This window comes from Streptomyces vulcanius (assembly GCF_042653945.1).
GTDB classification, from domain to species: Bacteria; Actinomycetota; Actinomycetes; order Streptomycetales; family Streptomycetaceae; genus Streptomyces; species Streptomyces mangrovi.
The window spans coordinates 191,748-214,570 of sequence record NZ_JBHSFK010000005.1; the positions used below are offsets into that span (position 1 = coordinate 191,748).

Annotated in this window: 23 protein-coding genes and 1 pseudogene; 8 read left to right on the plus strand and 16 right to left on the minus strand. The window is 70.8% G+C overall.

Annotated elements, in window-relative coordinates; genetic code table 11:
* Positions 1-198: 198 nt before the first annotated feature.
* Positions 199-483, minus strand: a complete 285-nt coding sequence (locus ACFPIH_RS09865) for a hypothetical protein (RefSeq protein ID WP_381165423.1) — start codon at positions 481-483, stop codon at positions 199-201.
* 329 nt (positions 484-812) lie between these two features.
* On the opposite strand from ACFPIH_RS09865, the gene ACFPIH_RS09870 reads away from it, so the two are divergent.
* On the plus strand, positions 813-1,436 hold the full coding sequence (locus tag ACFPIH_RS09870; RefSeq protein WP_381165421.1) for a hypothetical protein: 624 nt from the start codon (positions 813-815) through the stop codon (positions 1,434-1,436).
* A 181-nt stretch (positions 1,437-1,617) separates the two neighbouring features.
* On the opposite strand, the pseudogene ACFPIH_RS09875 reads toward ACFPIH_RS09870, so the two are convergent.
* From ACFPIH_RS09875 to ACFPIH_RS09890, 4 genes and pseudogenes are all read right to left on the minus strand, one after another.
* Positions 1,618-1,758, minus strand: a pseudogene (locus ACFPIH_RS09875) (DUF4291 family protein); the annotation flags it as partial.
* 66 nt (positions 1,759-1,824) lie between these two features.
* Complete coding sequence (locus ACFPIH_RS09880) at positions 1,825-1,956, minus strand: hypothetical protein (RefSeq protein ID WP_381165419.1); 132 nt, start codon at positions 1,954-1,956, stop codon at positions 1,825-1,827.
* A gap of 403 nt (positions 1,957-2,359) precedes the next feature.
* Positions 2,360-2,749, minus strand: coding sequence for a GNAT family N-acetyltransferase (locus ACFPIH_RS09885; RefSeq protein WP_381165417.1), 390 nt, complete (start codon positions 2,747-2,749; stop codon positions 2,360-2,362).
* A 113-nt stretch (positions 2,750-2,862) separates the two neighbouring features.
* Positions 2,863-3,975, minus strand: coding sequence for an AI-2E family transporter (locus ACFPIH_RS09890; protein ID WP_381165415.1), 1,113 nt, complete (start codon positions 3,973-3,975; stop codon positions 2,863-2,865).
* 312 nt (positions 3,976-4,287) lie between these two features.
* Here ACFPIH_RS09890 and msrA (ACFPIH_RS09895) point away from each other — a divergent pair, with 312 nt between their 5' ends.
* The gene (gene msrA / locus ACFPIH_RS09895; RefSeq protein WP_381165413.1) at positions 4,288-4,800 is read left to right on the plus strand and encodes a peptide-methionine (S)-S-oxide reductase MsrA; all 513 of its coding nucleotides are present in this window, start codon (positions 4,288-4,290) and stop codon (positions 4,798-4,800) included.
* 193 nt (positions 4,801-4,993) lie between these two features.
* Here the strand turns inward: msrA (ACFPIH_RS09895) and msrA (ACFPIH_RS09900) are convergent, their stop codons facing one another.
* The 4 genes from msrA (ACFPIH_RS09900) to ACFPIH_RS09915 all read right to left on the minus strand — a co-directional run bounded on the left by msrA (ACFPIH_RS09900) (position 4,994) and on the right by ACFPIH_RS09915 (position 9,846).
* Positions 4,994-5,659 carry a peptide-methionine (S)-S-oxide reductase MsrA gene (gene msrA, locus ACFPIH_RS09900; protein ID WP_381165411.1) on the minus strand — a complete coding sequence of 222 codons (666 nt, stop codon included), beginning with the start codon at positions 5,657-5,659 and terminating at the stop codon, positions 4,994-4,996.
* Between the two features lie 139 nt (positions 5,660-5,798).
* Complete coding sequence (locus ACFPIH_RS09905) at positions 5,799-6,920, minus strand: hypothetical protein (RefSeq protein ID WP_381165409.1); 1,122 nt, start codon at positions 6,918-6,920, stop codon at positions 5,799-5,801.
* A gap of 35 nt (positions 6,921-6,955) precedes the next feature.
* Positions 6,956-8,563 (minus strand): M48 family metallopeptidase, encoded by a 1,608-nt coding sequence (locus ACFPIH_RS09910; protein ID WP_381165407.1) that lies wholly within the window; start codon positions 8,561-8,563, stop codon positions 6,956-6,958.
* 164 nt (positions 8,564-8,727) lie between these two features.
* A complete protein-coding gene (locus ACFPIH_RS09915; RefSeq protein ID WP_381165405.1) occupies positions 8,728-9,846 on the minus strand; it encodes a hypothetical protein in 1,119 nt (372 codons plus the stop codon).
* 198 nt (positions 9,847-10,044) lie between these two features.
* Here ACFPIH_RS09915 and ACFPIH_RS09920 point away from each other — a divergent pair, with 198 nt between their 5' ends.
* A complete protein-coding gene (locus tag ACFPIH_RS09920) occupies positions 10,045-11,199 on the plus strand; it encodes a cystathionine gamma-synthase (RefSeq protein ID WP_381165403.1) in 1,155 nt (384 codons plus the stop codon).
* A gap of 19 nt (positions 11,200-11,218) precedes the next feature.
* On the opposite strand, the gene ACFPIH_RS09925 is transcribed toward ACFPIH_RS09920, so the two are convergent.
* From ACFPIH_RS09925 to ACFPIH_RS09935, 3 genes are all read right to left on the minus strand, one after another.
* A complete protein-coding gene (locus ACFPIH_RS09925) occupies positions 11,219-11,467 on the minus strand; it encodes a hypothetical protein (RefSeq protein WP_381165401.1) in 249 nt (82 codons plus the stop codon).
* Entirely contained in the window at positions 11,464-11,979 is a 516-nt protein-coding gene (locus tag ACFPIH_RS09930) for a sigma factor-like helix-turn-helix DNA-binding protein (RefSeq protein ID WP_381165399.1), read from the minus strand. Before ACFPIH_RS09930 ends, ACFPIH_RS09925 begins: the two co-directional genes overlap by 4 nt.
* 240 nt (positions 11,980-12,219) lie before the next feature.
* Positions 12,220-12,729: a MarR family winged helix-turn-helix transcriptional regulator gene (locus tag ACFPIH_RS09935; protein ID WP_381165794.1), complete on the minus strand. Its 510-nt coding sequence runs from the start codon at positions 12,727-12,729 to the stop codon at positions 12,220-12,222.
* Positions 12,730-12,897: 168 nt separating this feature from the next.
* Between ACFPIH_RS09935 and ilvA the strand changes: the two genes are divergently transcribed.
* The 3 genes from ilvA to ACFPIH_RS09950 all read left to right on the plus strand — a co-directional run bounded on the left by ilvA (position 12,898) and on the right by ACFPIH_RS09950 (position 16,107).
* A complete protein-coding gene (ilvA, locus tag ACFPIH_RS09940; RefSeq protein WP_381165397.1) occupies positions 12,898-14,127 on the plus strand; it encodes a threonine ammonia-lyase in 1,230 nt (409 codons plus the stop codon).
* Positions 14,128-14,320: 193 nt separating this feature from the next.
* Positions 14,321-15,304, plus strand: coding sequence for an ATP-binding cassette domain-containing protein (locus tag ACFPIH_RS09945; protein WP_381165395.1), 984 nt, complete (start codon positions 14,321-14,323; stop codon positions 15,302-15,304).
* Complete coding sequence (locus ACFPIH_RS09950) at positions 15,301-16,107, plus strand: ABC transporter permease (RefSeq protein WP_381165393.1); 807 nt, start codon at positions 15,301-15,303, stop codon at positions 16,105-16,107. Before ACFPIH_RS09945 ends, ACFPIH_RS09950 begins: the two co-directional genes overlap by 4 nt.
* 52 nt (positions 16,108-16,159) lie before the next feature.
* Here ACFPIH_RS09950 and ACFPIH_RS09955 read toward each other — a convergent pair whose 3' ends face one another.
* From ACFPIH_RS09955 to ACFPIH_RS09965, 3 genes are all read right to left on the minus strand, one after another.
* A complete protein-coding gene (locus ACFPIH_RS09955) occupies positions 16,160-16,996 on the minus strand; it encodes an MBL fold metallo-hydrolase (protein ID WP_381165391.1) in 837 nt (278 codons plus the stop codon).
* Between the two features lie 180 nt (positions 16,997-17,176).
* Complete coding sequence (gene greA / locus ACFPIH_RS09960) at positions 17,177-17,677, minus strand: transcription elongation factor GreA (protein ID WP_381165389.1); 501 nt, start codon at positions 17,675-17,677, stop codon at positions 17,177-17,179.
* 168 nt (positions 17,678-17,845) lie between these two features.
* Positions 17,846-18,247: a DUF4307 domain-containing protein gene (locus ACFPIH_RS09965; RefSeq protein ID WP_381165387.1), complete on the minus strand. Its 402-nt coding sequence runs from the start codon at positions 18,245-18,247 to the stop codon at positions 17,846-17,848.
* A gap of 137 nt (positions 18,248-18,384) precedes the next feature.
* On the opposite strand from ACFPIH_RS09965, the gene mca reads away from it, so the two are divergent.
* Together mca and ACFPIH_RS09975 are read left to right on the plus strand one after the other, a co-directional pair.
* Positions 18,385-19,248, plus strand: a complete 864-nt coding sequence (gene mca / locus ACFPIH_RS09970) for a mycothiol conjugate amidase Mca (protein ID WP_381165792.1) — start codon at positions 18,385-18,387, stop codon at positions 19,246-19,248.
* Positions 19,241-19,498, plus strand: a complete 258-nt coding sequence (locus ACFPIH_RS09975; RefSeq protein WP_381165385.1) for a hypothetical protein — start codon at positions 19,241-19,243, stop codon at positions 19,496-19,498. Before mca ends, ACFPIH_RS09975 begins: the two co-directional genes overlap by 8 nt.
* A gap of 25 nt (positions 19,499-19,523) precedes the next feature.
* On the opposite strand, the gene ACFPIH_RS09980 is transcribed toward ACFPIH_RS09975, so the two are convergent.
* Positions 19,524-22,724 carry a tetratricopeptide repeat protein gene (locus ACFPIH_RS09980; protein WP_381165383.1) on the minus strand — a complete coding sequence of 1,067 codons (3,201 nt, stop codon included), beginning with the start codon at positions 22,722-22,724 and terminating at the stop codon, positions 19,524-19,526.
* Between the last annotated feature and the right edge of the window lie 99 nt (positions 22,725-22,823).

The following is a 22,823-nucleotide window of genomic DNA, read 5'->3' on the forward strand; positions in this document are numbered from 1 at the left end:
CGCGGCGGCATCCCCTTTCCCTGGCCGACGCGCAGGAGTCTGTCAACGCGGCTTGATGATCCATGTCAAGCCCGGTTCACAGTCCTCTTCGCGGCGGACGGCGCCTCGCGAGATCAACGCTGAGAGCGGCGAACATGTGGGCGCGGCAGGCCGGTACAGCCTTGGAGACCACATCTCACGTGGCTGGTCCGAAGACTGTCATGAGGAAGCCACCACCTCGCCGGCCATGACCTCGGGTGGGTTGGGAAGCAGGGACGCGAGGTTGTCCCGCACGAAGTCCGCAGCCCTCGAGATCGATTCCTCAGCACCGGCCTGGTCCTGGAAGACGCTGGTCGAGACCATCACTCCGTCCCCGGCATCGATCCAGTAGTAGGCCACGAAGCCGGAGACTTGGCGCATGAGCGGCACGAACCCCTCATTCACGAGACGGGCCGCCTGGGCCGAATCGGTCACCCCTTCGTACCGCCGGACTGCTGCGTACATCCCCAAGCTCCTCACGGCGTTCTGGGTTCGTCCTCTGCTGAGACGTCGTACCCCTGCGACGGCTGTCTGGCTCCTGGGATGTCCGGCAATCACCTGAAGGGCCGCCTTGGGTGATCCGAACGGGGGGCGACAGCCGCCGGACCGGACCCAAGGCCTTCGCAGGTGCGCCACGAGATGGCCTCGACGTGGAGTGGAGCAGCCTCGGCGGGTGGCTGCCCACAGCGCAGGGACTCGTCCTGCGCATCCATGGGGACGCGGGCCGCCTCCGTTGCTGAACTGCTGACAAACGCGCATGCCCGTCCAGGCCGGCGCTGTTACGGTGCCGCATCGTGAGTACGGACATCCATGGCGGCATCGAGTTTCGTCACCCCGGCGTCGACACCGACTACTACGACGGCGAGCCGTGGGTAGCCGCCATGGATCTTTGGCCGCTGTACGACGAGAGTGACTACGCGGCTTTCGGCTGTCTCTTCGGAGTGCGCAACTACGCGGGCTTTCAACCGCTCGCACCGGGCCGGGGCCTTCCCATCGATCTGTCGAGCGGGATGCGTTCGCAGTTGGGGTCCTGGGTTGCGGCGGGCGAGTTGCACGGCGCGACCTGGGTCAGCTGGGCGGAGATCGATTCGATGGATCTCGCGACCGTGCCTGATCACTTCATCGGCCGGCTCACCTGGCGCACGAAAACGCTGCCATCGATACGTCATCAACAACTCGTGTCCGATTCCTGGCCGCCGGAAGCTCTGTCCGCGACAGGCGTGCCACCCGCGGACTTGCACAGTGCGACGGGACATGTGGAGTGGACCACCAACGATGTGATGTGCACATACGAACCGTTGACCGTCGGCGCTGTCCTGGGACCCGAAACGCACTGGCCGCATGTCTTCGCCGTGATGAAGGCTCTGGCAGGCCGCTTCGGTGATGACGGCGTCCGCCTGGTCGTGGCGTTCGACTGACCGCGCAGGCCCCTCGTCTCGCACAACGCAGCAACGCTGTCGGTCCCCCTCGCGACTCACCCGTTCTCCTCTCCAGGCAGCCATCTGGTTCGACCCGCGCGCCGGCCCACACCTGGGCCAACCGTCTCGGGCAGGCGATCAGGAGAATGGACGGCGTCCGCGAGCGCGGCTTGATGACTCACGTCATGCGGTCCCGCTTCCACGCGGTGGGGAAACGGCCCTCGCGGACCGCGGGCATGCCGATCTCCGGGGCGTACGCCTGGTAGACGGTGATCGTGGACTCCGCGCAGGCCGCACGGATCCCGCGTCGCTGTTCCTCCATGGCGTACAGCGTGGGGCTGGCCGGTTCACGCGGCCACTGGGTTTCGGCCCCGGTGCCAGTCCCTGCTCACCGGGTCGGGATGCCGATGGCTGCGTGGGCTCCATCCAGGATCCGCCCGATTTCAGACGCGGCCTGCCGCAGTCCGCGGACGAACGCGTACGTGCCGGGGTCGATCTCGACGGTGACTTCTTCGTCCACCCGCTGCGGCAGGGCTAGGCCGACGCCCGTTCTTGATGATCGGCGCCGAGTCCACGCACAGTCCCGACAGCGATGGCACCGACTGGCCTGATGCCTGGAGCCACCTGAACGGCTAAAGACGCCGGCTGACCGCAACCGGAGCCGAACACTTCAGTCGGGGCTGTCGGACCCGGCAGTTCCGCTCTCGGGAGTGCGCGGGTGGTGCATCACCCGCGACTACGTGGCTGCCTTCTTCGATCTCCACCTGCGGGGCGTACCCCAGCCCATCCTCGCTGGTTCCACAGCCACTCATCCCGAGGTCGCGTTCAGACAGGCCCGCGCCCGGACCGGCCGACGGAGACGTCCCCGGCGGAGCCCGAGACGGTCCACCCGTAGCTTCCGGCGCGGACACGATGCCTCCAGTTCACTCACCCGCACGCGTCCTTCCGCGGACGGTCGGTCTACTCCTCGATCGGGAAGCGGTAGACCTCGAGTCCCGGGCCTGGAAGCCTCCAAGGGCCTGCTGAATGAGGAAGCCCCCGAGTACCTGGCCCCGCGCGTCGTCGTCCACGACAACGTCTTTGATACGCGCCCGCAAGCCGGACGGCAGTGGCAACAGCACCAGAGTCAGGGTGCCGACGATCCTCTCGGACGCCCCGGCGATCAGCACGGTATTCGCGTCGCAGGTCACCAGCCGGTCGACCGCTTCGTAGTCCAGTGGCTCCGCCGTCGAAGACAGCTGCGGCAGCAGCCGGCTGAAAGCACCCACGAGTTCGTGACTCGCTTCCCGGGCGATCTCCACACGGACGTCCATGCCGTGAGCCTGTCCACCGCCCGGGACCCATCGGGAGCACCTGCGACCTGCGCGGACTACCCCTCGGAGACCTCCGGGGCACTTCTCCGGGGAGGAACGGCAGATACGTGGCCCTAGGACGGGACGGCGGCGCCGGCGTCCGACTCGTCGGTCCGCGGATGTGACGGTTCTCGGAGCTGCTCGCGCACATAGTTCCAGACCACCGCGATCAGCGCGGCGATCGGTACCGCGAGCAGACTGCCCACGATGCCGGCCAGACTGCCGCCCAACGTCACCGCCAGCAGGATCACCGCCGCGTGGAGGCCGAGCCCACGACTTTGGATCATGGGCTGGAACACGTTGCCCTCGAGCTGCTGCACCACGATGATGATGGCCAGCACGATCAGCGCGTCCGTCAGGCCGTTGGAGACCAGCGCGATAAGAACCGCGACGAGTCCGGCGAACAGGGCACCAATGATCGGCACGAACGCGGTGACGAAGGTCAGCACCGCCAGCGGCAGCACCAGCGGTACCCCCACAGCCCACAGGCCCAGGCCGATCAGGACGGCGTCGAGCAGGCCGACAGCCGCCTGGGAACGCACGAACGCTCCCAGGGTGTCCCAGCCACGCGCGGCCACGGCCGGGACGTCGGTGGCGAGCCGGCCGGGCAGCTGATGGGCAAGCCACGGCAGGAACCGCGGGCCGTCCTTGAGGAAGAAGAACATCAGGAAGAGCGCCAGGACAGCAGTGACCAAGCCGTTCACCACGGTGCTCACTCCCGTGACGACAGCGCCGACCATGCTGCCGAGACCGTCCTGCGCGCGGGAGACCGCGGTGTCGAAGGCCTTGTTGATCTGGGCGTCACCGATGTTCAACGGCGGTCCGGCGGCCCACTCGCGCAACTTCTGGATGCCTTCCACCACGCCGTCGGTCAGCTCGCCGGACTGGGATGCCACTGGTACCGCGATCAGCGCCACGACGCCCAGGGCGACCAGCAGGAACAGCACCGTCACGGCCGACGCGGCCAGGGCGGGTTTCCATCCGCGACGACGCAGGAAACGGGTCGGCGGCCAGGTCAGCGTGGTCAGAAGCAGGCCGACCACGAGCGGCCAGACGACCGACCACATCCGGCCCAGGATCCACAGAGTCACCGCGAGCATCAGGAATATGAGCAGCAACTCGGCGGAGGCACGCGCCGTCGTGCGGAGCGCGGCGCGGGCTCTTGTGGAACTCAACGTGGCAGTCACGGATGCACCCTATGGGTACTCAAGTCGCACCGACATGGCTGCTCACAGTGTGTACCCCCGGCGCACGAGAGACGCCGGGTGGAACAGGGAGCCCCCGGCTTCGGGCGGGCTACTTGTCTGCGGCTTCCGGGGCCGGGACTCGCCCGTCGAGTGGATGACGTGGTGGCCGGTGGTCGACCGGCCCCAGGGCCGGTCGGACGGGCACGGAATCGCTTGGAACCCTCGCGCGTTGGGGACAGTGGGCATGGGATGCCGGTGGTGGCGAACCGAGTAGCCCGAGTGACCGAGCCGACAGATATTGGAGGGGTTGTGATGGCTGCGCAGACGCAGAGGGCCGTACTGGCGGGCGGATGCTTCTGGGGGATGGAGGAGCTGATCCGCCGGCTCCCGGGAGTGACGGCGACCCGGGTCGGATACACGGGGGGTGACGTGCCGAACGCGACGTACCGCAACCATGGCACGCACGCGGAGGCCATTGAGATCCTTTTCGACCCCGCGAAGACCGACTTCCGCGCGATCCTGGAGTTCTTCTTCCAGATCCACGACCCGAGCACCAAGAACCGCCAGGGCAACGACATCGGCCTCAGCTACCGCTCGGCGATCTACTACGTGGACGACGAGCAGAAGCGGATCGCCGAGGACACGATCGCGGATGTGGACGCCTCCCGGCTGTGGCCCGGCAAGGTCGTCACCGAGGTGGAGCCGGTCGGCCCCTTCTGGGAGGCCGAGCCCGAGCACCAGGACTACCTGCAGCGTTACCCGGACGGCTACACCTGCCACTTCCCGCGCCCGGGATGGCGACTGCCCGCCCGCGCGGAGGGCTGACCGCGAGGCACCCCGGCGGAAGACGGAGGCAGGCCGGCCGAGGCTCCACCGACGGCCTGCCCGTCCTCGTCGTCCGGCGCAGACAAAGGGAGCGGGGCGCTGTACCCAGCCCGGGGGCGACGGCACCACGTTCTTCCTGAGTCGGGCTGCGGCGGAGACGGCGCGCGGCGCTGTCCGGCTGTAGCAGCAGCGCTCAGCCCCCGGCCGTCGCCACACCGATCGGGCACGACACGCCCGTGCCACCGATTCCGCAGTACCCCGCCGGATTCTTGTCGAGGTACTGCTGGTGGTAGGGCTCGGCCGGGTAGAAGGGGCGGGAGTCCGCCGGGAGGATCTCCGTGGTGATCGTGGCGTGGCCGGAGGCCGTCAGGACCTGCTGGTAGGCGGATCGGGAGGCTTCGGTGGCGGTGGCCTGGGCCGGGGTGTGGGTGTAGATCGCGGAGCGGTACTGGGTGCCCACGTCGTTGCCCTGACGGAAGCCCTGGGTGGGGTTGTGGGCTTCCCAGAACGTCTTCAGGAGGCTCTCGTAGGAGATGAGGGCGGGGTCGTAGACCACACGGACCGCCTCGGTGTGGCGGGTCAGACCCGAGCACACCTCCTCGTACGTGGGGTTCTCGGTGTGGCCGCCCTGGTAGCCGACCAGCGTGGTCCACACACCCGACGGGAGCTCCCAGAACTTGCGCTCGGCGCCCCAGAAGCAGCCCAGGCCGAAGTCCGCGACCTCGTAGCCCTCGGGGTAGGGGCCGAGCAGCGGGTTGCCGAGGACCGTGTGGCGGTCGGGAACCGTGAACACCGGCTCCGGGCGGCCCTCGAGTGCCTGCTCCGGGGTGATCAGGACGGGCGTACGGCCGAACAGCATGACGCGGGCTCCTTTGCTCTTCCGGTGTTCCGCCGGCCCGTGGGGCCAGGGAGGGCGTTGCGGGGCGGCACCCCGCACAACGGGTTCGTGCCACCCAGCATTCCGGCCGCACTCCGGCCGCATACGGCCGCGGGGGCCGTCAGCCGGAGGGCTCCGCCGCGTGCTTCACGCTCAGGTCGCGCATGCGGCAGTACGACGCCGCCGGGTTGCCCCGGTAGCGCCAGGGGAGGGCGCCGACATAGCCGTCCACCAGGCGGAACTGCTCCACCGCCGCCTCGTCCCGGTCCTGGAGGGCGAGGTAGTACGCCAGCAGGTGCCGGACTTCGGAGATCCGGGGATGCGCCGGGTCCGCCGCGGCCACGTCCGCGAGGGCCGCGTCGACCAGGGCGCGCATCTCCGGCGTACGGTCCGCGTCCGCGGAGTCGGACTCGTCGTGCTCGAAGTGCGCGATCAGCGGGAACGCCGTCATCAGGCCGCCCAGCGGGGCATCTTTCGCCGCGCGGGCGGCGAACTCGCGCGCCAGTTGCTCCGACCCGCGCCACTTGGCGCACCAGTACTGCAGTGCGGAGAAGTGCGCCTCGTAGTGGTGCGGGGCGCGATCGGTGATCTCCTGCCAGAGGCGGTCCATCTCGGCGTGCGGATGGCCGAGGCCCAGGCCGGTCCAGATCGCACCGATGTACGGGGTCGGATCGCCCTCGGGGGCCAGCACCGCCGCCCGCGCGTGCTCCTCACGCGAGCGGACCAGTATGCGGTGGAACCCCTCGAACTGCTCCCTGGTGGTGTGCTTGGCCAGTTTGCCGCCGCGCACGTCCCACGCCAGACGCACCGTGCTGCGGGCCCGCAGCAGCGCGGCGGCCGGATCGTCGCGGCGGGCCGCCTCCCAGGCCAGCAGCCACGCGTCGTCCTCGGCGGCGAGGGTCGCCAGCCGCTCGGTGTGAAAGGCGCGGTACTCCCAGTCCCGCGCGTCGGCCGTCGCGTCCAGCAGGTCCGCGGCCGGCCGCCAGTCGCCCGCCTTCGCCGCGTCGAGCGCCGCGACGAGCGCGGACGGCAGCGGCGCCGCCGAGTTCGTGTTCTGCCGCTCCTGCGGCAGCAGACCGAGGGCGGCAACCGCGGCCTGCGGTTCGTGGGCGCCGTCGGACTCGTCGTCGTCGGCTCCGCGCCAGCCCTCGACCGCGCCTTGGACGATGGCCTTGAGGAAGTACAGGCCCAGGGCCAGGAGGGGGAGCCCGACCAGGGCCAGGACGATCCAGAGGATGATCACAGCAGCAGACCTCGGTGCTTAAAGGTTGTCGGCGTTCAGTTGTGCGGGGTCAGCAGCGCGCGCAGCGCGGTCGTGTCCGGGACGTCGGCGATCGCGGCGCCGACCGCCCTGCCGAGGTCGGTCTCGGTGCCGTCGGGCGCGGACGGCAGACGCGGGACGGCCGGCCGCTCCCAGGAGAACTCCCAGCGCAGCAGCGAGCGGGCACTGAGCTCGGCCAGCGCCATCGTGCTGAGCGACTCGTGCAGGGTGGGCCGTACGAACTCGCGGAAGACCCGGCCCTGCGCCGCCGACGCCTGGTCGGAGAGCGGCAGCCGGCGGGCCAGCTGCCACAGCCGGCCGTCGTCTATGACCTTCAGCAGCGCCGGCAGGGTGGGCGTGTCCTTGGTGTAGAAGGCGAGCGCCCGGTGCAGCGGGGTGTTGGCGGAGGCGAGTCCCGCGCTCATCGCACCGTCGAGGAGCTCCGGCCAGTCGGCCGTACGGCGGAACAGCCGCACCTCCTCGACGAGCACCGTGTCCTCCAGCGCCGCCGACGTCCGCTCCGGGTCGGACAGCAGCGCGAGGGCGCCGCCCTTCGCCTCGTCCGCGCGCCGGTCGGCGGGCAGCGCCTCGACGCGGCGCACACGATCGGCCATCGGCGGATGGGAGTCGTACGGCGATGAGGACTCCGTCGGCAGCTCCGCGTGCAGCCCGGCCAGCTCGAGGCGGCGGGCGTCGAGGAGCCGGCCGAAACCGCCGAACACCTCACCGCGCGGCGGCAGCAGCCCGGCGTCCGTGCCCAGCGTGGCGTAGCTGCGCATGTAGAACCCGAACGCGGCGTCCAGCACCGGGATCTCGCGCAGCGCCGAAGCGGTGGCGTCCCGGCCGGCGATCCGCGCGGCCGCCGCGTCGGCGGCGTACTCCTGCCGACGGGAACCCGCCAGCGTGGCGCGGAAGTACAGCTTGGCGTACCCGATGTAGATCTTCGCCATCAGGCGGTACGTGATGCCCGCGTGGCCGGTGTCGACCTCCCGGGTCTTCTTGCCCTTGGCCTCCGACCGGGAGTTCTTCTCCTCCTGGCGGGCCCGCTCGCGGGCGGCGGTGCTCTCCGCCCGCTCCTCGAAGTGCCCGATGGTGCGCAGGATCTGGGCCCGGCCGCGCACGACGATCGAGGCGAGCCGGGTGTCGGCGTGCGAGTAGTGCCCCAGCTCGTGCGCGAGGACGGACCGCACCTGCGCCTCGTTCAGCCCCTGCATCAGGGGGACGCCGAGGTAGAGGCGGCGCGGCCCGGGCAGCATCCCGAGGAGGCGGGCGTTCTCGCTCACGGCGGCGTTGACGTCGGGCGTCAGGACGATACGGGTCGGGGCGCGGGTGCCGACCTCCTCGGCCAGCTCCCGCACGGTCCGCCACAGCCTGGGCTCCTCCGCCTCCGTGACGGACAGGCCCGGTGCCTCCTCGTCCTTCGGCGCACGCAGCATGAACAGGCCGCGGACCAGCGGAATCGCCAGCAGTACGGAGATCAGGGCCAGCTTCGCCGCGAGGCCGCCCGGCGCGTGCCGGAACAGCAGGTAGTCGCCGGCCGCCAGCAGAGCCAGCAGGACGACGCCGAGCAGATAGAAGCCGGCGAGCAGCACAAGAGCGCGCAGTGCGCGCAGAGTCGCGCCCATTGAACGGAGGTCCCCCCACAGGACAGATCAGACGGTCAGCGAGCCCAGTCCGGGCGTGCGCATGACCAAAACACGGTGAGGGCGGAGTATGGCCGACATACCTGTGCGAGGCAAGATCCGCCCTGATCAGGCCCTCGGCGATGCGCGGATGCCCTCAGCGCACCTCAGTGCAGGAGTGTCGCCGGGCTGCCGCCGTTCGCCTCGTAGCCCGCCACCGCCAGCGCCCGGTAGACCGCGAACTCCCCGGCCGGGTCCGGCGAGAGCGTCCAGGGCAGGGCGCCGACATGGCCGTCCACGTGTATCAGCTGGTTCATGGCCTCCGCCCAGCGCTCGCCCCGCACCAGGAAGAAGACCAGCAGATGGCGGACGTGCGCCAGCATCGGATCGTCGGGGCGGGCCGCGTGCACCGCGAACAGGGCGCCGTGGATCGCCTTCGTCACGACCTCGCTCTGGTAGAAGCCGCTGACCAGGTTCACCTCGGGGAGGTGCTCGAACACCGCGAACAGCGGCATCGCGGCGAGCAGCGAGCCCTGCGGGGCCCGGGCCGCGGCGGCCTCCGCGAAGGAGTTCGCCAGCTCGCGCGAGCCGTGCCACTTCTCGCACCAGTAGTGCAGGGCCGCCAGATGCGCGCCCATGTGCGCCGGGGCGCGGTCCAGGATCTTCAGCCAGAGCTGCTCGAACTCCGCCTGCGCGTAGTTCAGACCGCGCGCCACCGACAGCTCGACGATGTACGGGACCGGGTCACCGGGGGAGAGCAGCGCGGCCTGGCCGCAGGCGTCCTTCGCCTCCTCCATGATGATCCGGAAGTCGTCCGTGCCCCGCGACGACGTCCGCCAGGCCTGCTGGACCAGGAACTCGGCGTGCACCGCGGCACCGCCCGCGTCCTTCGGCGCCTCCACCCGCCACACCCGCAGCCACTGACCGCCCGGCGCCTCGCTGACGCCGCCCGGCCGCTGCTGCAGCTCCAGTGCCGCCGCGCCCGCGAAGGCCTGCACCCGCTGCCAGCGCCGCTCGCCCTCGATCTCCGTACCGGCGAGCAGTTGCTGCGCCGCCCGGTAGTCCTGGGTCCGCTGGACGACGTCGAGCACGTCCAGCAGGTCCTGGTCGGCGCCGGGCATGCGGATGTCCAGCTCCTCCGTCCGCACGAAGCCGTAGTTCGCCGGGTCCGCGGCGTCCGGGTGGCCCGCCGGGACCTGCTCGATCATGCCGCGCCTGCGCCGCACGAACGGCAGCACCACGAAACTCAGCATGACCAGCGCGATCAGGACCCAGAGAATCTGCATGCCTCAAGCGAACCAGACGACGCCGACAATTGGCGAACCCACCCCCGCAGCCTGTGGAAAACTCCCGACGGATCCCTCGACGCCGTGGACAGGACGCCCTCCCCCGGCGCCCTGCCGAGAAGTCCCGGCGCCCTGCCGAAACGTTCTGTCAGGCACCGGCACCGGCACCGGCCCCCGGGCGCACTACGCTCGGTGCCCATGAGCGACAGGCAGATCAGTCAGCACTTCGAGACGCTCGCGATCCACGCGGGCAACACCGCAGACCCCCTCACCGGGGCGGTCGTCCCGCCGATCTACCAGGTCTCGACCTACAAGCAGGACGGCGTCGGCGGGCTGCGCGGTGGCTACGAGTACAGCCGCAGCGCCAACCCGACCCGCACCGCCCTGGAGGAGAACCTCGCCGCCCTCGAGGGCGGGTGCCGGGGACTCGCGTTCGCTTCCGGACTGGCGGCCGAGGACTGCCTGTTGCGTACGCTGCTCAGCCCCGGCGACCACGTGGTCATCCCCAACGACGCGTACGGCGGCACCTTCCGCCTGTTCGCCAAGGTCGTCGCCCGCTGGGGGGTGGAGTGGTCGGTCGCCGACACCAGCAACCCCTCCGCCGTACGGGCCGCGATCACCCCCAGGACCAAGGCCGTGTGGGTGGAGACCCCCTCCAACCCGCTGCTCGGCATCACCGACATCGCCGCCGTCGCGCAGATCGCCCGGGACGCGGGCGCGAAGCTCGTCGTCGACAACACCTTCGCCACGCCGTACCTCCAGCAGCCGTTGTCGCTGGGCGCGGACGTCGTCGTGCACTCCCTGACCAAGTACATGGGCGGCCACTCCGACGTCGTCGGCGGCGCGCTCGTCGTCGGCGACCCGGAGCTCGGCGAGGAGCTGGCGTACCACCAGAACGCGATGGGCGCGGTCGCCGGCCCCTTCGACTCCTGGCTGGTGCTGCGCGGCGCCAAGACGCTGTCGGTGCGGATGGACCGGCACAGCGAGAACGCCACGAAGGTCGCCGACATGCTGACCCGGCACGCGCGTGTGACGAAGGTGCTCTACCCGGGCCTTGCCGAGCACCCCGGTCACGAGGTCGCCGCCAAGCAGATGCGGTCCTTCGGCGGAATGGTGTCCTTCCAGGTCACCGGTGGTGAGGAGGCGGCGGTCGAGGTCTGCAACCGGGCCAAGGTCTTCACCCTCGGCGAGTCGCTCGGCGGTGTGGAGTCCCTCATCGAGCACCCCGGCCGGATGACGCACGCCTCGGTCGCCGGTTCGGCCCTGGAGGTCCCCGCCGACCTCGTCCGCCTCTCCGTCGGCATCGAGAACGTCGACGACCTGCTGGAGGACCTGCAGCAGGCCCTCGGCTAGAACCCTGCGGCAGCTTGCTTCACCAGCCGGTCAGGGGTGGAGTCGTCTCCGACGGGGGCTCCACCCACGGACGGGCCGTGGCCGCCCACACCACGAAGGCCACGGTCGCCGCGAACAGCAGCAGCCACAGCAGCCGCAGGACGATCGTCCGCCGTCGCAGGATGCGGCTGCCCCGGCGTAACGCCTCCGTGGGCAGTTCCGCCGGCACGCGCGGCGCGATCCGTTCCATCCGCTCCCGTACGACGGCCTCCCGCTCGGGCTGGTTCACGACGTCGCAGCCTTCGGCCGCACGCGCGCGGGGGCCGGTCCGCGCGGCGGATGCAGGAGGTGGGTCGTGGCCCGGTCGCAGATCGTGTGGATCCGTTCCCCCGGCAGTCCGAGCAGGGCCGCCACCTGCTCCTCGGCGACGCCCTCGAACAACCGCAGGACCAGCACGAGCCGCTGCTGCGGGGCCAGCCCCGCCAGCGCGCCGGAGGGAGCGGGCCCGCGGCGGGCCCAGGGGAGCGGCAGAGCGACGTACCGGTGCCACGTCCCGCGCGCGAAGCGGACGGCGAGCTCCTCGCGGGCGCGGTTGTACGGGTCCTCGCCGCGCAGCCGGTCCCAGTACGCGTACGTGTGCGCGAGCGCGTGGGTCAGCAGGCGCCGTGCGCGGGGGTTGTCGTCCGGTGCCTCGGCCGTGAGCAGCGTGGCGGTGTGCAGCAGCCGCCCGCCCGCGCCGGCGACGAACGCCTCGAACTCGCGGGCCCGGCGGGCTTCCTGGGCCGTACGCCTCTCTCGCACACCGAGCCTCCCGCCTGACGGCGACCCCCTGGGAACCCCCGCACGGCGATTCCTTGTGAGGTTCATATGAGGCCAGGCGCGGGCTCACGGTCAAGAGCCGCGCACACACGCGCGTGCGCGCGGCGGCCGAGGCCACGACAGCCGATCGCCGCCCCGGCCCCTATGACATGGCAGATCGCCGTCCCGACCCCTGTGACACGGCCGACGCGAAGGACACGGCCGACACCGACGACGCGCCTTCTACGACTCGGCCTGTGTCGGATCCGTGCCCGGGATGCCCTGGGGAGACATCCGGGCGGACAGCGCCACGTTGAAACGCGTGAGGAGGGCGCAGAACGCCTCACGCTCGTCCTGCTGCCAGTCCTCCGTCAGTTCGGCCATCAACTGCCGCCTGGAGGACCGCACTTCCTCCAGCCGGGACTGTCCGCGCGGGGACAGCTGGAGCACCACGGCCCGCCCGTCCTCGGGGTGCGAGGTCCGCTTGACCAGGCCGGTGTCGACGAGCGGGGCCACCTGCCGGGTGACGGTCGAGGAGTCGATGCCCATGCTCGCGGCGAGCGCCTTGACGCCCATCGGGCCTTCCTTGTCGAGCCGGTTGAGCAGGAGGTACGCGGCGCGGTCCATGGAGTTGCGCACCTGCCCGACGCCGCCGAGCCGGGTCTGTTCGGCACGGCGCGCGAAGACCGCGACCTCGTGCTGCAGCGTGTCGAGAAGGCCGGTGTCACCGACGGTCGTCATGTCCATCGACATTTCAGGTGTTGTGGGCATGGCCGGGGGCTCACTTCATGAAGGGTGTGCTGGATTCGAATGGGGGACAGAGTACGCGGCCGGAAGCCGGGCCGTACCGGCGCTGAGCAAACCGGTCTCGGTGGTTGGTCACAGCGGCTGTTCCCGCCTGTGAACTGCGATGCTGGTGTCATGAGCTATGGCACGGCTGACTCCTTGCGGCCCGTCACCCTCGACGATGTGCGCGGCGCGCAGAAGATGCTCTCGGGCGTGGCGCGGACGACCGCGATGGAGGGCAGCAGGCATCTGTCCCAGCTCGTCGGCGCGCCGGTGCACCTCAAGTGCGAGAACCTCCAGCGGACGGGTTCGTTCAAGCTGCGCGGCGCGTATGTCCGGATCGCCGGGCTGCTGCCCGAGGAGCGGGCGGCCGGCGTCGTCGCGGCCAGCGCGGGCAACCACGCGCAGGGCGTGGCGCTCGCGTCGTCACTGCTGGGCGTGCGCGCCACGGTGTTCATGCCGAAGGGCGCCCCGCTGCCGAAGATCAGCGCCACCAGGGAGTACGGCGCGGAGGTGCGCCTGCACGGCCACGTGGTCGACGAGACGCTGGCCGCCGCGCAGGAGTACGCGGCGCGGACCGGCGCGGTGTTCATCCATCCCTTCGACCACCCCGACGTCATCGCGGGGCAGGGCACGGTCGGCCTGGAGATCCTGGAGCAGTGCCCGGAGGCGCGCACGGTCGTCGTCGGGATCGGCGGCGGTGGGCTCGCGGCGGGTATCGCGGTCGCGGTGAAGGCGCTGCGGCCGGACGTGCGGATCGTCGGTGTGCAGGCGGCCGGGGCGGCGGCGTTTCCGCCCTCGCTGGCGGCCGGACGGCCGGTGTCGCTGAAGGGGCCCGCGACGATGGCCGACGGGATCAAGGTCGGCCGGCCCGGCGATGTGCCGTTCGCGATCATCAAGGATCTGGTGGACGAGGTGCGCACGGTCACGGAGGACGAGCTGTCCGCCGCGCTGCTGCTGTGCCTGGAGCGGGCCAAGCTGGTGGTCGAGCCCGCCGGGGCGAGCCCGGTCGCCGCGCTCCTCGCCGAGCCCGGCGCCTTCGCCGGACCGGTCGTGGCGGTGCTGTCCGGCGGCAACGTCGACCCGCTGCTGATGCAACGGGTCCTGCGGCACGGAATGGCCGCGCAGGGCCGCTACCTGGCCGTCAGCGTGCGTCTGACCGACCGGCCGGGTGCCCTCGCCACGCTGCTCGGGGCGTTGTCAGTGGTCGACGCCAACGTTCTGGACGTGCGCCATGTGCGCACCGATCCCCGGCTCGGCCTGACCGAGGCGGAGGTCGAGCTGCACCTGGAGACGAAGGGGCCGGTGCACTGCGCCGAGGTCGGCCAGGCCCTGCGCGAGGCCGGGTACACCGTCGTCGACTGAGGTCCGAGCCTTCTCCGGCAGTCACCGGTCACTCGTTCGGGTAAATGCATTGAGAGACGCGATACATCGCGTTATGGTGTGTCTCATTGCGGCCCCTGCCATCCGTCGGCAACCTATCCCCACTGCCCGTCGGGCGGAACGAATCGCGCAAATCTAGGCTTTCCGAAGAATCCTCAATGACGTGGAGACTCATATGCCAGGCGCCATCTATGCCGAAGGCCTGGTCAAGACCTTCGGCGACGTAAAGGCTCTGGACGGCGTCGACCTCGATGTCCCGGAGGGCACCGTCCTCGGCCTTCTCGGGCCGAACGGCGCGGGCAAGACCACCACGGTCCGCTGCCTGACCACCCTGCTCCGCCCCGACAGCGGGCGCGCGGAGGTCGCCGGCCTCGACGTGCTCAAGCACCCCAACGAGGTACGCCGCTCCATCGGCCTCTCCGGCCAGTTCGCCGCGGTCGACGAGTACCTCACCGGCCGGGAGAACCTCCAGATGGTCGGACAGCTCTACCAGATGAAGGCCAAGGCGGCCAAGACCCGCGCGGGCGAGCTGCTCGATCAGTTCGACCTCGCCGACGCCGCCGACCGCCCCGCCAAGACCTACTCCGGAGGCATGCGCCGCCGCCTCGACCTGGCCGCCGCGCTGGTGGTCTCACCACCCGTCATGTTCATGGACGAGCCGACCACCGGCCTCGACCCCCGCAACCGCCAACTCCTGTGGGAGGTGATCAAGCGCCTCGTCTCCGGCGGTACGACACTGCTGCTCACCACCCAGTACCTGGAAGAGGCCGACCACCTCGCGCACGACATCGCGGTCGTCGACCACGGCAAGGTCATCGCCCGCGGCACCTCCGACCAGCTCAAGGCCCGCACGGGCGGCGAGCGCGTCGAGGTCGTCGTCCATGAACGCGAGCACATCACCACGGCCCGCGAGGTACTCGCCGGCTTCGGCAAGGGCGACACCACCGTCGAGGAACACACTCGCAAACTCACCGTTCCCGTCACCGGCGGCGCGAAGCTCCTCGCCGAGGTCATCCGGGAGCTGGACACCCGCGGGATAGAGATAGACGACATAGGGCTGCGCCGCCCCACTCTCGACGACGTCTTCCTGTCCCTGACGGGACACGTCGCCGAGGACAGACACGAGGACGACGAGGACACGAAGGAGCAGGCGAAGTGAGCGCTACGAGCGATTCCCTGGTCATCGCCCGCCGGAATCTGATTCGCATGAGCCGGATTCCCGAGATGGTCATCTTCGGGCTGATCCAGCCGGTGATGTTCGTGGTCCTGTTCACGTACGTCTTCGGCGGCTCGATGAACATCGGAGGCTCCACCAACGCGGACGTCTACAAGAACTTCCTGATGGCGGGGATCTTCGCGCAGACCGTCACCTTCGCCACCGCCGGTGCCGGCGCAGGCATAGCCGACGACATGCACAAGGGCCTGATCGACCGATTCCGCTCCCTGCCCATGGCACGCGGCGCGGTCCTCACCGGCCGCACTATCGCCGACCTGGTGCAGACGGCGCTGACCCTGGTCGTCCTGGCTGTCGTCGCGCTCCTGGTGGGATGGCGACCCGGCTCCGCGGCACCCACCAACTTCGGCAAGGTCCTGGCGGCCTTCGGCCTGCTGCTGCTCCTCGGCTACGCCTTCACCTGGATCGGCGCCCTGATAGGCCTGAGCGTGCGCACTCCCGAGGCGGCCACCTCCGGCGGCCTGATCTGGCTCTTCCCGGTGACCTTCATATCCAACGCGTTCGTGGACTCCTCGCAGATGGCGTCCTGGCTGCAACCGATCGCCGAGTGGAACCCGTTCAGCGCCACCGTCCAGGCGTGCCGCACGCTCTTCGGCGACCCGGGTGTCTCGCCGTCCGACGCGTGGCCGATGGCCCACCCCGTCTGGGCCTCGGTCATCTACTCGGTCGTGATCATCGCGATCTTCCGCACGCTCGCGGTCCGCAAGTACCGCCGGGCAGCCGGTTGATCACGCTTCTGCCCACGCTTCCGACCACGCTTCTGATCGAGCGGCGCTGGAGTCATCCCGGGCTCCCGGGTGCGGGCCGGTGCTCGCCGCCGACGGGCTCGAACCCGGCCAGCATCTGCTCCAGCGCCGCCTGGTCCGGCCCCGTGAACGCCGATTCTCCTGGCGCCGAGCCCAGCGTGTCGATCATCGCCCCGGTGATTCCCGGGGCCGGCGGCAGATGCGTGGAGAGGACGAGCTCCGGCTCCCTGTCCCGCAGCAGCTGGAAGGTACCGAGGAACTTCCGGACATCCACGTTGTGCACCCACGGGCTGTCGACCGTGGCCCACAGCAACTGCGCGGCCCGCAGATCCTCCACGCCGACCGCGCCGACGTCATCGGCGTGGGCCAGTTCGGCGCTGGGCATCGGCCCACCGAAGCAGTCGGAGCTGAAACAGACCCCCGACCGGTCGTCGAAGAGGCCGACCGTGGCCGGGTTGTCGAACAGCGGCGGTCTGAACCCCGTGAGGGTACGGTCGCCGACGTCGAGGGTCTGGCCCGGGTTGAGCAGATACAGACGGTCGAGCGGCAACGGTCGCTCGCAGGACATGAGCCCGGCGGACAGGAACGTGGTCACGACACGTGCCTCGGGTGCCGCGGCCAGCAGATCGAAGATCCCGCCCGTGTGATCACGGTCCGGGTGTGTGAGCCAGATCCATCGCACATCGGCGGGATCCAGCACGGAACCGACCGCCTCCAGGAAGTTCCGGTCGGGCAGCCCGAGGCCCGTGTCGATGACGACGGGCTGCGCAGCGAGCAGCACGAAGGCGTTCACCGGGAGGTGCCCGATCCCCGGCACCTCAAGGCTGTCGTTCAGGACGCTGATGTCCGGGCGAACCTTGTGAACCGGCATGGCACATCTCCACGCCCCCAGGGTGGTGATCGCACCGCGACTGCTCTTCCATCGTCGGCCCTTCCTCCGGGCACCGCATCCCAGCCGCGGACATGACGAAGCCCCCGGCGGCACGGGGCGCCGGGGGCTTGCCGGGCGAATGCGGACAGACCCGCCGGATTCGGGGGTCAGGAAAGGAGGTCAGCCGCTGTAGGGCTCGGCCCTGAGAATGCGCACGGAGGCCTTCTTGCCGTTCGGCAGCTCGTACTCCGCGTCCTCGCCGACCTTGTGACCGATCACGCCGGTGCCCAGGGGCGACTGCGGCGAGTAGGTCTCGATGTCGGTGCTCGCGTACTCGCGCGAGGCGAGCAGGAAGGTCGTGGTGTCGTCCTCGTCACCGTCGAAGGCGATCGTCACGACCATGCCGGGCGCCACCGCACCGTCCGTGGACACGGGGGCCTCGCCGACCTTGGCGTTCTCGAGAAGCTGGGTCAGCTGGCGCACGCGGAGTTCCTGCTTGCCCTGCTCCTCCTTGGCCGCGTGGTACCCGCCGTTCTCGCGCAGGTCCCCCTCCTCGCGCGCGGCCGCGATCTTGGCGGCGATCTCCGTGCGCGCAGGACCAGTAAGGTACTCAAGCTCGTTCCTGAGCTTGTTGTACGCCTCCTGGGTAAGCCAGGTGACAGACTCGCTGGTCTGGGTCACAGGTGCTCCTCGTCGGTACTGGGAATACAAAGCATCGCCCTACCCACAAGCATGTTCCCCAGGGGATGGGCGAAACCACGAGCCTAACAATTCGGCGGGCAAAGGGGGAGGACATAAGCCATCAGAATTACGTCGACGCAGGTCAGCGCGTACGTATCGGGGGTGATGTCAGCTCGCGTGACAGCCGAGCAGCTCGGCTGTCGTCCCCTTGGCCGTCGTGCGGAGCGTGACCACCTTGTCGATGCGGGTGTCCGAGCCGGAGAAGCGGAAGTCGGCCCGTCCCACCTCGGCGCCGTCGGCGGCCTGTGAGCGGATGGTGCAGTAGCCGTTCGCACCGGAGTCCTTGCGGACCTCCAGATGTACCTGCACGGTGGCGTCCGAGGTCGCCTCGAAGGCGATCACTTCGGCGCTGATCTTGTTCTGGGCGACATAGTGGTAGGCGAAGTAGCCCACGACCAGGAAGAGGAGTCCGCCGAGCACGGCGCCGACGATCTTCAGAGTGTGGTCGGCCCGCTGGTCCGAGGCACGGCCGTAGCGGCCCTCGGGCAGTCGCGTGCTCGCCGTGCTCATGATCGTCCTCCCCGGCAGGCCTGGCCCCTGGAATTATTCGCCCCCCGATTCGGTCACTATAGAAGCCTGCGACCGCGCCGGCTCACACCGGGCGCCGACTTACCGAGGATTGAGTCTTGACTGACCAGCTGCGACTGATGGCCGTCCACGCCCACCCCGACGACGAGTCGAGCAAGGGCGCGGCCACCATGGCGAAGTACGTGTCCGAGGGGGTGGACGTGCTGGTGGTGACCTGCACCGGCGGGGAGCGCGGCTCCATCCTCAACCCCAAGCTGCAGGGCGACAAGTACATCGAGGAGCACATCCACGAGGTACGCAAGAAGGAGATGGACGAGGCCCGCGAGATCCTCGGCATCAAGCAGGAGTGGCTCGGCTTCGTCGACTCGGGCCTGCCCGAGGGCGACCCGCTGCCGCCGCTGCCCGAGGGGTGCTTCGCGCTGGAGGACGTCGACAAGGCGGCCGGCGAACTGGTGAAGCAGATCCGCTCCTTCCGCCCCCAGGTGATCACCACCTACGACGAGAACGGCGGCTACCCGCACCCCGACCACATCATGACGTACAAGATCTCCGTGGTGGCGTTCGAGGCTGCGGACGACACCGAGAAGTACCCGGAGACCGAGTACGGGCCGGCGTACCGCCCGCAGAAGCTGTACTACAACCAGGGCTTCAACCGCCCCCGCACCGAGGCGCTGCACAAGGCGCTGCTGGACCGGGGCCTGGAGTCCCCCTACGGGGACTGGCTCAAGCGCTGGGACGAGGCCGGCATGGGGCGGGACCGCACGCTCACCACGCATGTCCCGTGCGCCGAGTTCTTCGAGATCCGTGACAAGGCGCTGATCGCGCACGCCACGCAGATCGACCCCGACGGCGGCTGGTTCCGGGTGCCGATGGACATCCAGAAGGAGGTCTGGCCCACCGAGGAGTACGAGCTCGCGCAGTCCCGTGTCGCGACCTCCCTCCCCGAGGACGACCTCTTCGCGGGCATCCGCGACAATGCCTGACATGAGCGCAAGCGTGAGCCTGGCAATGACGCATCTCGTCCCTCTCGCCAAGGAGGTCGACGAGAACAAGGTCACCCCCGGCGTCCTCGGCTTCATCGTGTTCGCGGCGATGGCGCTGGCGGTGTGGGCCCTGATGAAGTCCATGAGCAAGCACATGAACAAGGTCGACTTCAAGGAGTCGCCGGACGGCGAGGACACCCCCGCCGCCGGCCCGGGCACCACGGGCAAGGCGTCCCCGGCCAAGGGATGACCGCCGGGGTGGGGCAGCTACCGCCTCACCCCTCGCCCACCGTCACCCCCATCACCTCCCGCTCGTGCCGGCCCGGCACCAGGCCCAGGCGCCAGGCCTGCCAGCCGGACTCCAGGCGGACACCCCGCTCCAGCAGGACGCCGTAGGAGCCGAGGCACTCGGTGAGACGGGTGTCGCGCAGCGGGTGGGGCGAGCGGGCGAGCTCGGCGAGTTCCTCCTGGGCGACGGCCGTGCCGACCTCCACACCGCCCGGGGAGGCGTAGGGCAGGAGGGTGCAGCGCAGAAAGCGGGCCCAGTCCTGGCCGCGCCGGTCGCCGTACGAGGCGAACAGGCCCGCCGCCTCCTCGCACAGCGCGAGCGCCTGCTGCGCACGGGCGTTGCCCGCGTCGACGATCGCCAGTTCCAGGCAGGTCCATGCCTCGCCGTGGGAGACGCCGATGCGCTGGAAGTCGGCGCGGGCGTCGACGAGCAGCTGACGGGCGAAGCCCGAGTTCCGCAGGGAGCCGGTCTGGGCGGCCCGCTGGTCGCGGGTCACCCGCGCCGAGTGGTGCCGGGCGCAGGCGAGGCCGTACACGTCGCGCATCCGGGAGAAGAGGGAACGGGAGCGTTCCAGCTCGCGCACGGCCTGGTCCAGGTCGCCGGTCTCCTCCAGGGCCAGGCCCAGGTAGTACACGCTCCAGGCCTCGCCGCGGGCGTCCTCGTTGTCCCGGTGCCGGGCGGCGGCGGCCCGTAGCCCCTCCACCGCAGGGGCGGCATCGCCGGCGACCATGCGGGCGCGGGCCAGCTGGGTCAGCGCCCACGCCTCGCCGCGGGCGTCGCGGGTACGGCCGTACAGGTCCAGCGCCCGGCGCAGATCGGCCTCGGCGGCCGGGACGTCACCGCGCCGCAGGTTCAGCTGGCCCAGCTGGAAGTGGGCCCACGCCTCGCCGTGCACGGAGCCGCCCTCGCGGTGCAGCACCAGGGAGCGTTTCAGCAGGTCGACGGCCTCCGCGAGTCGTGCCCGGTCCCGTTCCACCGCGGCCAGCGCGTGCATGGTCCAGGCCCGGTCGGTGGCCAGTTCGGGCGCGGCCTGGAGGTCCAGTGCCTCCCGCAGTTTCGCCGCCGCGTCGGTCAGGCTGCCCTGGTGGTGCAGGGTGATGCCGAGCGAGCACAGGGCCCGGGCGGCGCCCGCGTCGTGATGGGCCTGGAGGTAGAGGTCGACGACCGAGCTGAGTGTCGTACGGGCCTTGTCCAGTTCGCCCAGCTGCCGGGCCGCGATACCGGTACGCCACTGCACGGAGCGGACCAGCAGGTCCTGGCCGACCGACTGGGCGAGTTCGCTGATCTCACCGAGCCGGTAGAGGTCGCCGCGCAGCAGGCAGTAGTCGCACAGCGCCCCCAGCAGGCTCAGCACGGCCTCCTGGTGCACACCCTCCGCCTGGCGCAGGGTCGCGGTGATGAAGCTCGACTCGTCGTCCAGCCAGCGCAGCGCCTCGTCGAGGGAGGTGAAGCCGTGCGGGGTGAACCGGTCCGAGCGCGTCGACATGTTGCCGTCCACCAGCCGCAGCACGGAGTCGGCCAGCTCGGCGTGGCTGACGATCAGCCGCTCCTGGGCCGCCGTCAGCTCGGCCGGCTCCTCCTCGTCGCGCAGCCGGGCCCCGGCGAAGGCGCGGACCAGGTCGTGCAGCCGGTAGCGGTCGCCGCGTACCCGGTCGACCAGGCCCGCGTCGGCGAGGGCCGCGAGGTGCCGGGTCGCCTCCCCGCGGTCCGTCGCGAGGAGGGCGGTGGCCGCCGCCGCGCCCAGCGAGGCCCGTCCGGCCAGCGCGAGGCGCCGCAGCAGCCGGCGGGTGCCCTCCGGCTGGTCGGTGTAGCGCAGCCACAGCGCGCGCTCGACGGGGCCCACGGGACCGTACGCCGCCAGATCGGTCGCCAGCCGGCGCGGTGAGCGCGGGCCGAGCGAGGAGCCCGCGACCCGTAGCGCCAGTGGCAGCCCGCCGCACAACTCCCGTATCCGGTCGGCGGATTCGGCGTCGTACGGGCCGGAGGCGTCCTGGGCCACCGTGCTCAGCAGTTCCTCCGCGCCCGCCGCCTCCAGCGGGCGTACCGGAAGCTCGTGCACCCAGGCCGACAGTTCGGCCGGGAGGCCCAGGGCGCCGCGCGAGGTGACCAGGACCAGGCTGTCGGAGCGCTCCGGGACGAGCGCGCGGACCTGCTCCGGGTCGGAGGCGTCGTCGAGGACCACGGTGACCGGCAGCCCCGTCAGATGCTGCTGGTACAGCTCGCCGAGGCGTTTGACCTGCTGCTCGGGGGAGGAGCGCTCACGGAAGAGGAGCTGTTCGCGCGGTGCGCCGAGCCGGTTCAGCAGATGCAGCATGGCGTCCCGGGTGGACAGCGGGGACTCCTCGGCGCTGTCGCCGCGCAGATCGACCACGCACGCACCCCGGAACTGGTCCCGCAGATCGTGCGCGGCGCGCACCGCGAGCGTGCTGCGCCCGCTGCCGGGCGGGCCGTGCAGGACGACGACCGTGGGCCGGGTCTCGGTGCTGGCCCGTGCCGCCTGCACCCACTGCCGGATCTGCCCGAGCTCCGCCCGCCGCCCCGCGAACGGCCCGGTGGGCTCCGGCAGTTGCCCGAACGACTGCTCGAGGAGCGTCCGCCCGCGGGCCGCCGCGCTCTTGTCCGCGCCCTTCAGCTGCGGGCCCGGCGCCTTCTTCGGTGTGGTCGTCGCGCTCAGCACCCGCTGCTGGTCCAGGAACGGCCGGATGCCCCGCACCTCCAGCGCCGCCAGCCACTGCAACCGCAACTGCTCGGCGCCGCCGGGCTGTCCGACGGCACCGGCCCGGTGGTGCGCGGCCGGCAGATGCGAGCCCGCCACCTTCACCACGGTCGCCGCGGCCCCGACCACGCCCACGGTCACCCCGGCCCCCAGCGCCGTACCCGGCCCGGTGCCCAGGGCGAGGTCGGCGACGGCGGCCGTCACCGCCGCAACGCCCGCCACCAGCAGGGGGGTTCGCCCGCCCTCCCGCGCGTAGCGTTGTGTGAAGCTGACCTGTCCGGCGTCCCGTTCAGCGAGCGCCCGGGCATACGCCTCGTACTCCTCGGCGGCCGTCTGCGCCATCGAGTCCAGCGCCCCTCGCGCCCGTGTCATCAGCGCCTGCCGGTCGGTGCGGCCGCCCGAGCGCCGTACTTCCTCCTCCACGGCCCGCGCCAACAACCGCTCGGCTTCCGCCTTATGACTGTCCCGCATGTCCCGTCCCCCTCCGGCGGCCACGGCGTTCGTCGGTCAAGTGTGCGGCGGACGGCCCCGTGGCGCGAGGGGGCAGAGGGGCTTCGATCGTTCCGCGGG